At 69.3% G+C, this 17018-nt stretch carries 12 protein-coding genes; 8 read left to right on the forward strand and 4 right to left on the reverse strand.

Translation table 11 applies throughout. The features are described from left to right. The first annotated feature begins 134 nt into the window (after positions 1 to 134). Both ACH34W_RS21015 and ACH34W_RS21020 read left to right on the forward strand, forming a co-directional pair. The gene (locus ACH34W_RS21015) at positions 135 to 1877 is read left to right on the forward strand and encodes a serine/threonine-protein kinase (protein WP_395962618.1); all 1743 of its coding nucleotides are present in this window, start codon (positions 135 to 137) and stop codon (positions 1875 to 1877) included. Between the two features lie 249 nt (positions 1878 to 2126). Then, entirely contained in the window at positions 2127 to 6971 is a 4845-nt protein-coding gene (locus tag ACH34W_RS21020; RefSeq protein WP_395962619.1) for an NAD-glutamate dehydrogenase, read from the forward strand. Positions 6972 to 6997: 26 nt separating this feature from the next. Here the strand turns inward: ACH34W_RS21020 and ACH34W_RS21025 are convergent, their stop codons facing one another. From ACH34W_RS21025 to prfB, 3 genes are all read right to left on the reverse strand, one after another. Beyond that, the gene (locus tag ACH34W_RS21025; protein ID WP_395962620.1) at positions 6998 to 7903 is read right to left on the reverse strand and encodes a hypothetical protein; all 906 of its coding nucleotides are present in this window, start codon (positions 7901 to 7903) and stop codon (positions 6998 to 7000) included. A gap of 146 nt (positions 7904 to 8049) precedes the next feature. Continuing rightward, positions 8050 to 8388 (reverse strand): hypothetical protein, encoded by a 339-nt coding sequence (locus ACH34W_RS21030; RefSeq protein ID WP_395962621.1) that lies wholly within the window; start codon positions 8386 to 8388, stop codon positions 8050 to 8052. Positions 8389 to 8541: 153 nt separating this feature from the next. Continuing rightward, a complete protein-coding gene (prfB, locus tag ACH34W_RS21035; RefSeq protein WP_395962622.1) occupies positions 8542 to 9657 on the reverse strand; it encodes a peptide chain release factor 2 in 1116 nt (371 codons plus the stop codon). A 113-nt stretch (positions 9658 to 9770) separates the two neighbouring features. On the opposite strand from prfB, the gene ACH34W_RS21040 reads away from it, so the two are divergent. Continuing rightward, positions 9771 to 10820, forward strand: a complete 1050-nt coding sequence (locus ACH34W_RS21040; RefSeq protein WP_395962624.1) for a hypothetical protein — start codon at positions 9771 to 9773, stop codon at positions 10818 to 10820. Positions 10821 to 10874: 54 nt separating this feature from the next. Here the strand turns inward: ACH34W_RS21040 and ACH34W_RS21045 are convergent, their stop codons facing one another. Further along, positions 10875 to 11018: a hypothetical protein gene (locus ACH34W_RS21045; protein ID WP_395962625.1), complete on the reverse strand. Its 144-nt coding sequence runs from the start codon at positions 11016 to 11018 to the stop codon at positions 10875 to 10877. A gap of 391 nt (positions 11019 to 11409) precedes the next feature. Here ACH34W_RS21045 and ftsE point away from each other — a divergent pair, with 391 nt between their 5' ends. The 5 genes from ftsE (at position 11410) to ACH34W_RS21070 (ending at position 16821) form a co-directional block, all read left to right on the forward strand. Continuing rightward, positions 11410 to 12099 (forward strand): cell division ATP-binding protein FtsE, encoded by a 690-nt coding sequence (gene ftsE, locus ACH34W_RS21050; RefSeq protein WP_344546665.1) that lies wholly within the window; start codon positions 11410 to 11412, stop codon positions 12097 to 12099. A 58-nt stretch (positions 12100 to 12157) separates the two neighbouring features. Next, positions 12158 to 13063: a permease-like cell division protein FtsX gene (ftsX, locus tag ACH34W_RS21055; RefSeq protein WP_395962626.1), complete on the forward strand. Its 906-nt coding sequence runs from the start codon at positions 12158 to 12160 to the stop codon at positions 13061 to 13063. A 109-nt stretch (positions 13064 to 13172) separates the two neighbouring features. Then, complete coding sequence (locus ACH34W_RS21060) at positions 13173 to 14396, forward strand: S41 family peptidase (RefSeq protein WP_395962627.1); 1224 nt, start codon at positions 13173 to 13175, stop codon at positions 14394 to 14396. Positions 14397 to 14400: 4 nt separating this feature from the next. Continuing rightward, positions 14401 to 14874, forward strand: coding sequence for an SsrA-binding protein SmpB (smpB, locus tag ACH34W_RS21065; protein ID WP_151558223.1), 474 nt, complete (start codon positions 14401 to 14403; stop codon positions 14872 to 14874). Between the two features lie 9 nt (positions 14875 to 14883). Beyond that, positions 14884 to 16821: a penicillin-binding transpeptidase domain-containing protein gene (locus ACH34W_RS21070; protein WP_395962628.1), complete on the forward strand. Its 1938-nt coding sequence runs from the start codon at positions 14884 to 14886 to the stop codon at positions 16819 to 16821. Positions 16822 to 17018 lie beyond the last annotated feature (197 nt).

Consider the following 17018-nt stretch of genomic DNA (forward strand, 5'->3'; position numbering starts at 1 on the left):
TCACACCGTAGGGTCGCCAAGTCGGGTCAACTTTCCCTGCGTTTGGGGCGTCCCACAGACGGAAGGTCGGTCTGCGCCGTTTCGGACTGTGGTCCGGTTGGTGCGATCAAGTCGAGAGAGGGGCTGTTCCGCGCATGGAGGTTGGGGCGCTGCGATCCGGGGATCCGGAGCGACTGGGGTCGTACGCCCTGATAGGCCGCGTCGGCGAGGGCGGTCAGGGCACCGTCTTCCTGGGCGAGGCGGAGGACGGCAAGCGCGTCGCCGTCAAGCTCCTCCACGCGGAGCTCACTTCCGACGACAAGGCGCGGGCGCGGTTCCTGCGGGAGCTCGCGGTCGCCAAACGCGTCGCGCCGTTCTGCACCGCGCAGGTCATCGACGCCGACGCGGACGGCGAACGTCCCTACATCGTCAGCGAGTACGTGCCCGGCCCGTCGCTCAACCAGCTGGTGACCCGGGAGGGCCCGCTCAGCGGCGCCTCCCTCGAACGCCTGGCCGTCGGCACCGCGACCGCGTTGTCCGCCATCCACCAGGCAAAGATCATCCACCGCGACTTCAAGCCGCACAACGTGCTCATCGGCCCGGACGGCCCGCGCGTGATCGACTTTGGCGTGGCCCGGGCCATCAGCGGCTCCACCACGCTGACCAGCAAGGTCATCGGCACCCCCTCGTACATGGCGCCCGAACAGCTCCAAGGCGACGAGATCGGCACCGCCGCGGACGTGTTCTGCTGGGCGGCCACCCTGGTGTTCGCGGCGACCGGCGAGGCCCCGTTCGGCCAGGACACCATTCCCGCCGTGATCAACCGGATCCTGCACCACGAGCCCCGGCTGGGGCCCCTGGAGGGCCCGCTCCGCGAGCTGGTGAGCGACTGCCTCAGCAAGGATCCGGCCGCCCGCCCGCAGGCGCGGCACGTGCTGATGCGGTTGCTCGGCCACGAGGATGTCACCGCCGCCACCCCGGTCGTCGTCGACGCCGCTGTGGAGGACGACGGCACGGCGATCTTGGCCGTGGGCAGCGTTGTGGCTGCCGAGCTCGGCGAGGAGGACGGACCGGCGCAGGCCGCCGCTGCCGTGGCGGAGCCCACCGAAACCCAGGCCGTACGGGCCGTCGCGGACGTGCCCGGTGGCATCGAGGCCGAGCGCCAGCCGGACTACGCGTCAGAGCACCAGCCGGACTACCTGTCAGACGGACAGCCGGAGTACCGGGCTGAGCGCCTGCCGACACCCGCCGAGTTCATCGCGGAGAACGCGGGCACTCTCGGCGGGGAGACCGTCCCGGGCTCGCTCGGCGGAGGCGGGGGAGCCGCGGCCAAGCGCCCCGGCCCGCAGGCATTGCGCAAGATCCCCGCCAAGGCCGCCGCCCTGTGCGCCGTCGCGGCCGTCCTGATCGCGGTCGCGGTCACCTCGGTCGCCCTCGCGCTCGGCGGTGGCGAGAGCCCGGCCAACCCGGCGAGCAACCCCGCCGACAACGTCCCGGCCGACATGCCCGGCGACTCCGGCCTGCCCAATGACCAGCCGTCCAAGTCGGTGCCACGCCCGCAGCAGTCGACGCGCACCACCAACCCGTCGCCCACCCGGACCGAGCCGACGGCGCCGACCACCCCGCCGACGACGCCTCCCACCACCCCGCCGACCACGCCTCCCACGACGCCCCCCACCACGCCTCCGACGACTCCGCCGACGACGCCCCCGACCACCCCGCCGACGACGCCGCCGAGCGGTCCGGGCGGCGGCGGCACTGGTACCGGGACCGAGGGCGGCAGCGGGAAAGCGACGCGTACGGCCTCCAGGCAGGCGACGCGTACGGCCTCTGGGCCCGCGACCCCGCCCGGCTCCGGCCAGGTATCGCCGGGCTCGGGAACGGGCGGGTCGGCCTGAGCGACGAACCGACCCTGATCGACGAACCGACAGAGCCTGAGGACACGTGCCGATCGGGCTTGAGGACGATGATCGGATCGGGCGGGAAAACGGCCAGGATGATGACGAAACCACCGGCTGGAAGGTCGGCTGAGCGATGCCACGGCTGAGTCGCGGCCCCGCCGGTCGGCTTTGCGGCGATTCCTGGCTACGCTGGCGCAGTGAGCGGCGCCACAAAGAGGTGGCGAAGGGTCTCAAGGGGAGTTATTGATGGGCGGCAAGCTCGATCAGGCTAAGGACGACCTGCTCCGGCGGGCGGCGGAGACGTGGGCGCAGGGGGCCGGCGCCCGTGGTGGTGACCTTGAGGAGACGGTCGCGTACCTTCGGTTGTACTACCGGCACGTCGCGGCCGAGGACCTGCTCTCGCGGGACCCGGCCGACATCTGCGGTCCCGCCATGGCGCACCGGGTGCTGGGTGAGGAACGGCCGCAGGGCCGTGCCAAGGTCCGGGTCTTCACCCCCACGCTGGAGGAGTTCGGCTGGGATCCCGGGCACACGATCGTCCAGGTCGTGACCGATGACATGCCCTTCCTCGTCGACAGCGTGACGATGGAGCTGAACCGGCACGAGCTGGCCGCCCATCTGGTCGTGCACCCGCTGCTCGGCGTCGACCGGGATGTCGCGGGCCACATGAAGGCCTTCCGGGGCAAGCTCGACAGCGACACCGACATCGACGAGTCCTGGATCCACATCGAGGTCGACCGCACGAGTGACCGCGCCCGCCTGGAGCAGGTCGAGCGGGATCTGCTGCGGGTCCTGCAGGACGTTCGGGTCGCGGTCGAGGACGAGCCGAAGATGCGCTCCCGAGCCGGCGAGATCGCGCTGGAGATCCGGGACACCGCGCCGCCACTGCCCGAAAAGGAGCTTGCTGAGGGCGTCGAGCTGCTCGATTGGTTGTCCGACGGGCACTTCACGTTCCTCGGCTACCGCGACTACACGCTCACCGAGGAGGGCACGGTCCTGCGCCCCGAGCCGGGCACCGGCCTCGGCATCCTGCGCGGTGACAAGCGTGAGTCCGACAGCTTCGCCGCGCTGCCCCCCGAGGTGCGGGAGAAGGCCACCGAAAAGCACCTGCTGGTGCTCACCAAGGCCAACTCGCGGTCCACGGTGCACCGGCCGCTCTACCTCGACTACATCGGGGTGAAGAAGTTCGACGGGAACGGCGAGGTGGTCGGCGAGCGCCGCTTCCTCGGCCTGCTCACGCACGGGGCCTACAGCGGGTCGATCATGCACGTCCCGGTCCTCAAGCGCCAGCTGGACGAGGTCCTGGAGCTCGCCGGGTTCACCGCCGACAGCTACGACGGCCAGGATCTCATCGAGATACTGGAGAGCTACCCGCGCGACGAGCTCTTCCAGATCTCCGTCGACGACCTGCTGCCGATCGCCTTGGGCGTGCTGCGGCTGCGCGAGCGCCGGCAGCTCAAGCTGTTCCTGCGCAAAGACCTGTACGGCCGCTACATGTCGTGCATGGTCTACCTGCCGCGCGACCGCTACACGACCAAGGTCCGGCTGCGCATCCAGGAGATCTTGCGCCGCGCGTTCGAGGGTGTCAACGTCGACTACAGCGCGAACGTGACGGAGTCGATGCTCGCCAGGCTGCACGTGGTCGTGCGCGGCGAGCGCGGCCGCCCGCTGCCGGACGTGGATGTCGACGAGCTGGAGGCCCGGCTGGCCGCCGCGACCCGTTCGTGGGAGGACGACCTGGCCGACGCGATCGTCGAGCAGTGCGGCGAGGAACGTTCGGGCGTGCTGGCCCGCCGCTACGGCGACGCATTCCCGGAGGGCTACAAGGCCGACTTCCCGGCGCGCACGGCGGTCGCCGACCTCAAGCGGCTGGACAAGCTCGCCACCGACGGCGAGACGTCCATCAACCTGTACGAGCCGTTCAGCGCCGAGCCGGGTGAGCGCCGCCTCAAGATCTACCGGCTGGGCCCGCCGATCTCGCTCTCCCGGGTGCTGCCGCTGCTGACCAACATGGGCGTCGAGGTCGTCGACGAACGCCCGTACGAGATCAACACGAGCGACCCGGGCCGCTCCTTCTGGATCTATGACCTGGGCCTGCGTTACACGCCGCCGGCGGGCGTGGCCGAAGACGACATCAAGGAGCTGTTCCAGGACGCGTTCAACGCGCTCTGGCGGGGCGACATCGAGAACGACGGTTTCAACGCCCTGGTGCTCCACGTCGGCCTCAACTGGCGGCAGGCGATGGTGCTGCGCGCGTACGCGCTCTACCTGCGGCAGACGCGCACCACGTTCAGCAAGCGCTACATCGAGCAGGTGCTGCTCGGGAACGCCGCGATCACCCGGCTGCTGATCCGGCTCTGGGAGAGCCGGCTGGACCCGTCGCTGGCGGGCGGCGAGGACGAACGCAGCATGGCGATCGCCGAGGTGCTGGCCGGCAAGCTCGACGAGGTCGCCAGCCTCGACGAGGACCGCATCCTGCGCGCCTACCTGTCGATGATCAAGGCGACGCTGCGCACCAACCACTACCAGCGCAAGCCGTACCTGTCACTGAAGTTCGACCCCGAGCGCATCCCGGACCTGCCGCTGCCCCGGCCCAAGTACGAGATCTTCGTCTACTCGCCCACGGTCGAGGGTGTGCACCTGCGGTTCGGTGCCGTGGCCCGCGGCGGTCTGCGCTGGTCGGACCGGCGCGAGGACTTCCGCACCGAGATCCTCGGGCTCGCCAAGGCGCAGGCGGTCAAGAACACCGTCATCGTTCCGGCCGGTGCCAAGGGCGGCTTCGTCGGCAAGCAGCTGCCCGATCCGTCCGTCGACCGCGAGGCGTTCATGCAGGCGGGCATCGCCTGCTACAAGCACTTCATCTCCGGCCTGCTCGACGTGACCGACAACCTGGTCGACGGCAAGGTCGTGCCGCCGCCCAATGTCGTCCGGCACGACGGCGACGACACCTACCTGGTGGTCGCCGCTGACAAGGGCACCGCGACGTTCTCTGACATCGCCAACGAGGTGGCCGCCTCGTACGGCTTCTGGCTCGGCGACGCGTTCGCCTCCGGCGGCTCGATCGGCTACGACCACAAGGCGATGGGGATCACCGCGCGCGGCGCCTGGGAGTCGGTGAAGTACCTCTTCCGGTCGCTCGGCAAGGACATCCAAAAGGAGGACTTCACGGTCGTCGGCATCGGCGACATGTCCGGTGACGTCTTCGGCAACGGGATGCTCCTCAGCGAGCACATCAAGCTGGTCGCCGCGTTCGACCACCGGCACATCTTCATCGACCCGGACCCCGACCCGGCGGTGTCGTTCCAGGAACGCAAGCGCATGTTCCAGCTGGCGCGCAGCTCGTGGGCCGACTACAACACCGAGCTGCTGTCCAAGGGCGGCGGGATCTTCCCGCGCACCCTGAAGTCGATCAAGCTCACGCCGGAGATCCGGGCGGCCCTCGGCATCGACGGCGACGTGCTGGCGATGACCCCGTTCGAGCTGATCTACGCCGCGCTCCTCGCGCCCGTCGACCTGCTCTGGAACGGCGGCATCGGCACCTACGTCAAGGGCCTGGTCGAGAACAACGCCGACGTCGGTGACAAGGCCAACGACCAGGTCCGGGTGAACGGCGCCGACCTGCGCTGCAAGGTGATCGGCGAGGGCGGCAACCTCGGCGTCACCCAGCTCGGCCGCATCGAGTTCGCCCGCCAGGGCGGCCTGGTCAACACCGACTTCATCGACAACTCGGCCGGGGTCGACACCTCCGACCACGAGGTCAACATCAAGATCCTGCTGGACCAGGTGGTCCGGGACGGCGAGCTGACCCGCAAGCAGCGCGACCACCTGCTGTACGAGATGACCGACGAGGTCGCCGACCTCGTGCTCCGCGACAACTACGGGCAGAACGCGACGCTCGCGGGGGCCCGGGCCCAGGCGCCCTCCATGCTGCACGTCCACGCCCGCTACATGCGCAAGCTGGAACGGGCCGGGCGGCTCAAGCGGCGGCTGGAGTCCCTGCCCGACGACAAGGCGCTGGCCGAACGCCGCCAGTCCGGCCACGGCCTGACCGGGCCGGAGTTCTCGGTGCTGCTGGCCTACGCCAAGCTCACCTTGGACGAGGACCTCGTCGTCTCCGACCTGACCGACGACCCGTACCTGCGGTCCTGGCTGGTCGACTACTTCCCGACCCCGCTGCGGGACCGCTTCCGCGAGTACATGGACCGGCACCCGCTGCGCCGGGAGATCATCACCACCACCGTGGTGAACGACGTGATCAACAACAGCGGCATCACGTTCATGTTCCGCATGAACGAGGAGACCGGGGCCTCGCCGCAGGACGTGACACGGGCCTACCTGGTCGCCCGCGAGGTCTTCGACATGCCGCGCTTCTGGCAGTCGATCGAGGCCCTGTCGTACCAGGTGGACGAGTCGACCCAGATCGCGATGTTGCTGGAGGCGCGCAAGCTCACCGAGCGCGGTGCCCGCTGGCTGCTCCACAACCGGCGGCCCCCGTTCGACATCCGCGACACGATCGACTTCTTCGTCGCCAGCGCCTACACCCTCGGCGCGCAGTTGCCCAAGCTCCTCGTGGGCCTCGACCTGGACGGCTTCGAGCAGCGCCGGGACGGTTTCGCCGAACGCGGCGTGCCGGACGAGCTGGCCGAGCGGGCCGCGATGATGGTGCCCGCCTACTCCACGTTCGACCTGGTCAGCGTCGCGCACGAGACCGGGCGTGCCGTGGAGGAGGTCGCCGAGGTCTACTTCGACCTGGCCGACCGGCTCCAGCTCAGCCGCCTGCGCGAGCGCATCATCGCGCTCCCGCGCGACGACCGCTGGCGCTCGATGGCCCGTTCCGCGCTCCGCGACGACCTGTACGCGGCGCACGCGGCCCTCACCCGTGACGTGCTGGTCGCCAGCATGCCCGGTGCCCAGCCGGAGGAACGCCTGGCCAACTGGGTCCAGAAGAACGAGACCGCCGTCCTGCGCGCCCAGCAGACCCTCACCGAGATCTGGGAGAGCGACAGCTTCGACCTGGCCACCCTGTCGGTCGCCCTGGGCTCCATCCGCACCCTGGTCACAGCCAGCGCCCTTCCCAGCACAGAGGCGTAATTCAGCGGGCGGCTGCGGTGGGCTGGTCAGCGGGCGGTGGTCAGGGAGACCGATTCGCCTAGGACGGTGCTCTTGCCGGTCGCCGGGGCGTAGCCGATGGCCAGCCACTGCCAGCCGGCCCGGACGGTACCGCCGGGCTTGGTCTTGGCGCGGGCCAGGTAGTTGCGGACGTCAGCGGGCAGGGACTGCTCGGTCCCGCCGGTGAGCGTGCGCTGCTGGGTGAGGCCGTACCAGACCAGCGAGCCGCCGTCCTTGGTGCGGAGGGCCCAGGAGGTGCCGGGGCCCGGCGCGATACGGCCGGCGTCGGCCTTCCAGTTGCCGTATGAGGGGGTGCGGGCCCCCATGGTGTAGGCGTCGGGCGTGAAGGCCGCACGGTCGCCTGAGGTCAGGAAGGCCGCGTGGGCGGCGGGGAGACCCCGGTCGGGGGCCGGGATGGCGTAACCCTCCGCGTCGTACGCCAGCTCGGGCGGCTTGCCCTTGAACGTGAGCCAGTGGGCGGCCCGCCACAGATCCTTGTCGGTCGAACGGACGAAGAGCGCGAGGACCTGCTGTTCCTTGCCGCCGGACCGCTGCAGCGCGGCGACCGCGAACCACTTCGCGGTTCCGCCGGTCTGCCTCGGTACGTACAGGACCGGGTTGAGCAGGGTGATGCGCGTTGAGGCGGGGAGGCGGCCGTACGTGCGGACGCGGGCGCTGACCGGGGCCTCCAGGCCGCCGGTGACCGCGGCCCGCCAGAGCCGTTCGTCCCCGGACGTGACCGCCTTGTTGTGCCGGGCGGTCCAGTCCTTGAGGATCCGGCCCGCCTCGTCCGCGGTGACCACGGGCTTCTCGGCGGGATCGGCAGCCCGGGCCGCCGGGACCTCGGGGTCGGCCGAGCAGGCCGCGGCGAGCACGGCGAGCGCACCTCCGGCGGCGAGCACCAGTCGGAGCAATTCCCCACCTCGGCGGACGATTCGGAAGTATGCCGCGTCAGTGTAGTGCGGAGGGCGGCGGGGAGACCGGGTAGGCCCGAAGGGTGCCGGAACGATCCCGCTGCAGCGGTCAGGAAGAGCGGAACCGCCCCGGCACCCGACGGAGATCAGGAACCCGCGGCCGAGATGGCCTTGTGGTACATCCCGGTGACCCTGGCTTTGCCTTCGCGCGGAACGGCAGCCAGCTCCTGCACCAGTACGACCGTATCCAGGTGCGTTGTGACGGCCGAAGCCGGGGCGAGCCCGACGAGATCACCGGTCACTGCCAGCCTGCCCCGCTTGGACGAGGAGTACGCCTCGTTCCGCCGCACGACGTACCGGACCAGCGCGCCGCCGTCGATGATCCACAGAGCGTAGACCAGGACGGGCTCGGGTGTGAAATGCGAGCCGAGCGTGACGCCGCGAGCGGCGCCGGCATCTGCGGCGGCGGGAGGGCGAGGTTGCACACGGGCATTGGCGGACCTCGAGAAAGAAGGCGATGGTGCGTTCCGCCTCCATCATCGCAGGGTGACCACATGGTCACGCAGCGAATGCGGAATGAGCGCTACGGCGTGCTCACAGGGAACGGAACGTGCGTGGGACGTCCCTCGAACGGGCGGTTAGGAGCTCGCGGTCTCCTGCTGGCGCATCCAGCGGATCTCGGCCTCGATGAAGTCGTCGATGTCGCCGTCCAGGACCGAGGTCGGGTTGCCGACCTCCACACCCGTGCGCAGGTCCTTGACGATCTGGTAGGGGTGCAGGACGTAGTTGCGGATCTGTGTGCCCCAGCTGCTGGTGCCCTCACCACGGAGGGCGGACATCTTGTCGGCCTCCTCCTGCCGCTTGCGCTCCAGCAGCTTGGCCTGGAGCACGTTCATCGCGGTGGCCTTGTTTTGCAGCTGGCTGCGCTCGTTCTGGCAGGAGACCACGATGCCGCTCGGGATGTGGGTGATCCGCACCGCCGAGTCGGTGGTGTTGACGCCCTGCCCACCGGGCCCGGAGGACCGGTAGACGTCGATCCGCAGTTCGCTCTCGTCGATCTCGACGTGGTCGCTCTGCTCCACGACCGGGACCACGTCCAGGCCGGCGAACGACGTCTGGCGGCGCCCCTGGTTGTCGAACGGCGAGATGCGCACCAGCCGGTGCGTGCCGTGCTCGCCGCGCAGCGTCCCGTAGGCGTAGGGGGCCTTGACCGTGAACGTGGTCGACTTGATCCCGGCCTCTTCGGCGAAGGACGTCTCGTAGATCTCGGTCGGGTAGCCGTGGCGTTCGGCCCAGCGCAGGTACATCCGCTGCAGCTGCTCGGCCCAGTCGGCCGCGTCGACCCCGCCCGCCTGGGCGTTGATGGTGACCAGCGCCTCACGCGCGTCGTACTCGCCCGACATGAGGGTCCGGACCTCGAGCTGCTGGATCGCCTTGAGCAACGATCCGAGCTCGTCGTCGGCCTCCTTGCGGGTGTCCTCGTCGCCCTCTTCGGCGGCCATCTCGTAGAGCGTGGGGAGGTCGTCGAGCCGGCGCCGCAGCCCCTCGACCCTGCCCAGCTCGCTTTCGAGGTACGACAGGCGGCGCGTCACCGACTGGGCGCGCTCCTGGTCGTTCCACAGGTCAGGGTCGGCCGACTGCTCGCGCAGCTCGGCGATGTCACGCCGCATGCCGTCGAGATCCAGCACCTGTTCGATGCCGGCGAGGGTCGAGCCGAGCTCCTTGAGCTGTTCTTCGGGTTCGATGCCTGCCACAGGTCGAGCTTATCGTCGTCCCGGTAGTGCCCGAACGCCCAGTCATACCCCGGCTGATGGCAGAATCACGGGTCAGCGAGGTGTGATTTGGAGAAGCCAGGGGGCGAGGGCGGGTGCTGAGGGTCTCGCGGACGGCGGCGGCGCTGCTGCTGGCCGTGCCGCTCGCCGTCGCCGGCTGTGCCGGTGGCGAGAAGTCCACGGCCAAGCCGTCCAAGGCCACGATCACGACCGCGACGCCGACTCCCGAGCCGCTCACCCCCCAGGTCGCCGAACGCCAGTTCCGCACGTTCACCATCGACGACAACGTCGCCAGGGCGGCGGGCGACGAACGCCTGGCGCTGAACTGGGTCACCGACGGCCAGTCCATGCTGACCGCCTCCGAATACCGCAAGGCGGCGTTCGACGGCGACCCGGTCCGGGAGTACGAGTACGGCACCCCGAAGCTGTACGTGCCGAAGCTCACGTCCTATCCCCACTGGTTCGTGGCCCAGGTGCCCCGCAACGTCAAGGGTGACAAGAAGAGCACCCGCGAGACCTACCTGGCGTTCGTCCGCCGCAACCCCGTCGAGGGCTGGAAGCTGAGCCTGGCCACCCAGCTCGCGCCCAAGGCCCGCGCGCCCAAGGTCGCCGTGGACGCGGAGGGCTACGCGACCCCGCTGGCCACGACCGAGGCCTCGGTGTTGATCCAGCCGAGGGCGCTCCCCGGCATCCAGGCCACGCTCGCCGCCGAGGGCCCCGACAGCGTGGCCGCCAAGGTCATGAGGGGCGGGCCGTTCACCACCGGCTACTACTCGCAGACCCGCAAGGACCGCCGGAAGGCCAGGGAGCACGGCCTTTCCCTGGAAGCGGTCTTCGTGGCCACGCCCTTCCCCTTCTTCCCTCTGCGCACTCAGAACGGCAGCGGCCTGGTGCTCTACGCGCTCTCGCGCAACAGCATCATCACGGGCAAGGAGAAGGACAAGAGCAAGCCCCCCATCCCGCCCGATGTCGCGCATCTGCTGGACGGCACCGTCAAGGGCACCGAGATCCACACGACCGACATCTTTCAGTTCGCCGCCTTCGACCCGGTCAAGGTGAGTGGAGAAGGCAAGTTCCAGCCCAAGGCGGACGTGATCGGGGAAGCCGGCGCCCTTGCCCGCGCCACCACCCCGCCCCCCAAATAAACGAGGGTGTCAGCCGGGGACGTGTCAGCCGGTGACGCGTAAGCCTCGGACGTGTCAGCCGGTGACGCGTTGTAGTACGAGCGCCACGAAGAAGAGCGCCACCAGGCCGGCCAGGATCAGGGCCGGTGGCACGGACGGTCCGTGGCGGTGCATCTCGTCACGAGCGATCCGGCAGGTCGGGCACCGTCCTTCGACCACCGGGCCCGAGCATCGAGCGCACATCAGGTGTTCGCAGCTCATCTAGTGGGCCCCTATCTCCGTGCAATTCGCCATCATCCAGCGTAGCCGGACTGTATGGTCGTTCCGGCAAGTCCAAGAGCTCAAAGGGCACGAACCGGCGTACGTCGGGAGTCAGTGGTATGGAAGGCGCTCGTTTCTTCGGGGCCGATACCCCGTGCCCGGTGGCGCTTCCGGCGCCCGCAGACGGCCTCATATTGGCCGAGGCAGTTGACCGTCCCCTCTATAGTGCTCGGAAGCCACCTGGTCACCCGGCCGGGCGGCGCAGCGGAGTCGCTCCCATCCCGGATCCGTCCGGGGTTCCCGGCGTCACCGTTCTCAGACCCCTAGACTGAACCGCCGTGATGCAGCCGTGATCCACTTCGACAACGTCACCAAGGTCTACAAGACCCAGAACCGGCCTGCCCTCCAGCACGTGAACGTCGCCATCGAAAAGGGCGAGTTCCTGTTCCTGGTGGGTCCGTCTGGTTCCGGCAAGTCGACCTTCCTGCGCCTCGTCCTCAAGGAGGAGCGTCCTACCCAGGGTCACGTGCATGTGGCGGGCAAGGACCTCAGCCGGTTGACCAACTGGAAGGTGCCGCACCTGCGGCGCCGGATCGGTTGTGTCTTCCAGGACTTCCGGCTTCTCCCCAACAAGAACGTCTTCGAGAACGTCGCGTTCGCCCTCGAGGTGATCGGCAAGCCGCGGCGTTTCATCGGCAAGGTCGTGCCCGAGGTCATCGACCTCGTCGGGCTCGAGGGCAAGGCCAACCGAATGCCGGACGAGTTGTCCGGCGGAGAGCAGCAGCGCGTCGCCATCGCGCGCGCGTTCGTCAACCGGCCGATGATCCTGCTGGCCGACGAGCCGACCGGGAACATCGACCCGGCGACCTCGATCGGCATCATGAAGGTCCTCGACCGGATCAACCGCACCGGAACGACCGTGGTGATGGCGACGCACGACGCCGCGATCGTCGACGCGTTCCGCAAGCGCGTCGTCGAACTGGAGGACGGCAGGGTCGTCCGCGACCAGTCGCGCGGCGTGTACGGCCAGGCCTACTAAGGCCGGCCCCCCGTTTCCACGCTCCAGTCGGGGCACAGGCGATCAAGGACAGCGAGGCATGCGCGCACAGTTCGTTCTTCAGGAGATCTGGATTGGTCTCCGCCGGAACCTCACGATGACGATCTCCCTCGTCATCACCGTCGCCATCGCCATGGCGCTCTTGGGCACCGGTCTGCTGCTCAGGACTCAGGTCGAATCCTCCAAGGGCTACTGGTACGACAAGATCGAGGTCTCGATCTTCCTGTGCGCCAAGACGAGCTCCAACACCAACTGCAACAAGCAGGACATCACCCCGCAGCAGCGCGCCGCGCTCGAGGCCGACCTCAAAAAGCTGCCGCAGGTGGCCAAGGTCGAGTACGAGAGCAAGGAGCAGGCGTACGCGCGGTTCAAGGACCGCTTCGCCAGCACGCCGGGCTTCGTGCAGAGCGCCAAGTCGGGTGACATTCCCGACTCGTTCCGGATCCGGCTGAAGGACCCGGCGCAGTACAAGCAGGTCTCGCAGTCCGTGCTGGGCCGTGATGGCATCGACCAGGTCATCAACGAGCAGGAGATCCTGAAGAAGTTCTTCAAGATCCTCGGTGGTCTGCAGTGGGCCGCGCTGATGATCGCGCTCATCCAGGTGGTCGCCGCGGTGCTGCTGGTGGCCAACACGGTCCGGCTGTCGGCGTTCAACCGCCGGCGGGAGACCGGGATCATGCGGCTCGTCGGCGCGTCCAACACCTATATCCAGCTGCCCTTCATCATGGAGGGCGCGATCGCGGGCCTGATCGGCGGGCTGTTCTCCGCGTTCCTGCTCGTCGGCAGCAAGGTGCTGCTGATCGACCGGCTGGCCGGCAACATCGGGTTCGCGAGCCAGCTCAACTGGGGCACCGTGCTCCTGGTGATCATCGCCACGATCTGCTTCGGCGTGCTGCTCTGCGCCTTCGCCTCGTTCCTCACCCTCCGCCGCTACCTGCGCATCTGACGCCGCTACCTGCATATCTGACGGCGTCTGCCGGGCCCGCGTTCGTCGGTCGATGCGTGTGCTTGCGGGCTGGACCCCTAGGGGTACGGCGGTGTCTAGACTTGGCCGCATGTTCCGGTTCAGCGGTCGTTTGCTGCGTGCAGCCGCCGTGGCCGTCGCCGTCATCTGCGCGTACGCCGTCGGAGTGATCTCCGGTGGCGGGGCCCAGGAGCGGGCCGTGCCCGCCGGGCGATCCCTGCTGGACGAGGTGGCTGCGAAGATCGGCCAGGAGTCGGCCCAGCCGGTCGACCGGGATGAGCTCGATCGCGCCGCGATCGACGCCATGCTGAGGCGCCTCGGCGACAAGTGGGCCCGTTACTACTCGGCTCGGGAGTACGACGACTTCCGCGGCCGGCTCACCGGCCGTTACAGCGGCGTCGGGCTCTGGCTGGGCGCCGCAGACGACGGGGAGGCGACGGACAAGCGCGTCCGGGTGGCCAGCGTCCAGCCCGGCTCAGCCGCGGCCCGCGCGGGCGTACGGGTCGGCGACGTGATCACCCGCATCGGGGATGACCAGGTCGAGGGCTGGAACGTCACCAAGGTCGCGATGGGGCTCCGCGGAGCCCCCGACTCCAGCGTGCGGCTGGCCGTCGACCGGGACCGCCGGGAGTTCCGGTTCACCCTCGTCCGTACGACCGTGACCAGCGGTGATGTGTCCGTGGCGCCCCTCGACGACGACATGCAGGTCATCCGTGTCGGCGCGTTCACCGACGGGGTTGGCGGCCAGGTGCGCGGCGCCCTCGCCGAGACGCCCGCCCGGCGCCGCGGCGGAGTCCTGCTCGACCTGCGCGGCAACCCGGGCGGGCTGCTGCGGGAGGCGGTCGAGACGGCGTCGGCGTTCCTGCCTGAAGGCCTCGTCGTGACGTACGAGCGGAAGGGCCGTCCAGCCGAGAAGATGAACGTGACGCAGCCAGGCGACACCCGGACGCCGCTGGTCGTGCTGGTGGACGCGGGCACGGCGAGCGCGGCCGAGGTGGTCGCGGGCTCCCTGAGCGACCGTGATCGCGCGGTGATCGTAGGATCGCGTACGTTCGGGAAGGGTTCGGTGCAGGAACCGATCCGGCTGGCGGACGGCTCGGCGATCGAGCTGACCGTGGGTCGCTATCGAACCCCCAGCGGTCGTAACCTCGACGGGGTCGGGATCGACCCGGACGTGGCGGTCTCCGCCGACCGCCCGCCCAAAGCGGCCGAGCAGCGGGCTCAGGCGGTGTTGCGGGGGCTGCTCGCGACGCTGCCGGAGGCGGGCTCGGGCGGCGCGACGAATGGCGGCGCAATGAATAGAGACCGAGGCTGATTTCGTGCCACGTGAGACAGGGCGTAGGAACATCGCCCAGAACAAGCGTGCCCGTTACGACTACCACATCGACGACACGTGGGAAGCGGGCATGGTGCTGCTCGGCACCGAGGTGAAGGCGCTGCGCGCCGGGCGGGCCTCGCTCGTCGACGGCTATGCCAACGTGCGGGACGGCGAGGTGTGGCTCGAGAACGTGCACATCCCGCAGTACGTGCAGGGCACCTGGACCAACCACGCTGAAAAGCGTCCGCGCAAGTTGCTGCTGCACAAGCGCGAGATCCAGAAGATCGTCGTAAAGTCGCAGGAGCCGGGTTGGACGCTGATCCCGCTGGCGCTGTACTTCAAGGACGGGAAGGCCAAGGTCGAAATCGGCCTGGCCCGTGGTAAGAAGTCGTACGACAAGCGCCAGGCCATCGCGAAGCGGGAAGCCGACCGGGAGATGCAGCGTGCGAACGCGGCCCGGTTCAGGAGACGGTGAAGGGTGTCCATGAGCAACCGAGGCCGCAAGGGCGTGGTGACGGTGCGGCGCCGGGTGATCTCGGTGACGTCCTGCGTGGTGCTGGTGGGCGCCGGTACCTCCGCCTGCTTCGCCGAGCGGTCGGCGATGCCGACCGTGCGCGACTTCCTCGTCGCCTGGCAGGTCGAGAACTACGACGCCGCCGCCAAGCACACGGTCGGCGCCGGCCAGGACCAGGTCGCGCGTGCCCTTGCCGGGCTGCGCAACCAGCTTGACGCGGCCTCGATGAAGCTGGCGCTGGGCCAGCCCGTTCCGGAGGGCAAGAAGCCCGGCAAGGCGATCGTCAAGAACGGCGAGGAGGCCCAGGCCCGCTTCGCGGTCAAGATCGACCTGGGTGAGAACGGCGAGCCCTGGACCTACACGGGCGTGATGAAGCTCAAGCGGATCAAGGGCAAGTGGAAGGTCGTCTGGGATCCGTCGATCATCCACCCGCGGCTCAAGGCCGGTCAGCGGCTCGCTGTGGTCTCCCAGACGCCCCAGCGCAGCCCCATCCTGGCCGCGGACGGCAAGTCCCTGCTGCGCACCGTACCGGCGCAGGTCATCGGGGTCGTCCCCGGCGAGCTGACCGACCCGCAGAAGACCATCCAGGAGATGGTCAAGTCGTTGCGGTTCAACGGCACCCGCACTCTCGACACCCAGCGGCTCGTGGGCCGCATCCGGTCCGCCCCGCCGGAGAAGTTCCTCCCGCTGCTGACAGTCGAGGAGCCGTCCACGAACGGCATCGGCCAGCAGCTCAGCCAGGTCCCCGGGCTGCAGACCAAAGCCACCAGCGCGCCGATCGACCCGGCCGCCGCACCCGAGTTCGTCGGCAAGCTCGGCCCGGCCACCAACGACCGGCTTCAGCAGGTCGGCGCCCCGTATCAGCCGGGCGACACGATCGGCGTCAGCGGCCTGCAATTGCTCCTGCAGCGCCGGCTCGCCGGCACCCCCACCGTCAAGGTGATCGCCCAGGACGAGGTGGGCCGCAGCGTCGAGGAACTGCGCTCCTGGCTCGGGACCCGCTCGGAGCCCGTCCAGACGACGCTGAGGTCCGAGGTTCAGAGGCGGGCGGACTGGGCGCTCGCCGCCCTGCCGTACCCGGCCTCAATGGCCGTCGTCAGTCCCGCCAGCGGCGCCGTCCAGGCCGTCGCCAACCACCGCACGAACGGCCAGAACAGGGCCCTCGAGGGGCGTTACCCGCCTGGGCTCACCTTCGGCATGGTCGGTGCGGAGGCGTTGCTCAACAGCGGCTTGACCAGGGACGCCCAGACCGACTGCCCGGCATCGGTCCAGGTGGGGGGCCGCACGTTCACCAACCCGACCCAGGCGCGCGGCAAGGACAGGTTCGACATGAACTTCGCCCTCTCCTGCACCACCACGCTCGCCTCCCTCAGCAGCCGCCTGGACGCATCGGCGCTTCTCGCGGCCGCCGGCAGGTTCGGGATCGGCAAGGACTGGGGCATGTCGGTCCCGGCGTTCACCGGCTTCGTGCCCACCCCCCGAAACGACGCCGAGAAGGCCGCGGTGATGATCGGCGAGGGCGGCGTGGAGGTCAGCCCGCTGGCCATGGCCCTGGCCGCCAGCGCCGGCTCGAACGGCGCCTGGCGCCCCGCGTTCATGCTGACGAACCCCCGCGACACGCAGACCGGCGTCACCGGCCAGCTGCTCGCGGCCGCCGCTGCCCAGGAGCTCGAGTCCATGCTTCGCTCCTCTGTCACCCGCGGTACGGCCAAGGCCGCCAATATCGGCCCGAACGCGGTGTCCGGCATCACCGCCACCGTCACCACCAACGGCAAGACCGTCTCGTGGTTCGTGGGCTCGCGCGCCGATTACGCCTTCGCGATCGCCGTGGAGGGCAAGGTCAACGCCGCTGCCCTGGTCCAGCGCTTCCTGGCCTCCAACGACCAGATCCCACGCTCAGTTCGCTGATCGTTGCGGCTTTGTGATCTCTTTACATTTCGGTCGCAACCTACCTGATGGTTCCGGACGTCTTTATAGGTGACTGAGACACCGCTCGGGGGGTTGCGGACTCAGTCGCCGTGATGAGACCAGAGCCTCGTCTCGGGGGAGGCTCTGCCGTCCGGACCGGCCCGACCCTGCCGGTCAGCCCCGGTGGGCGCGACTAG

Source organism: Actinomadura sp. 6N118, from assembly GCF_044326415.1.
Classification (GTDB): domain Bacteria; phylum Actinomycetota; class Actinomycetes; order Streptosporangiales; family Streptosporangiaceae; genus Spirillospora.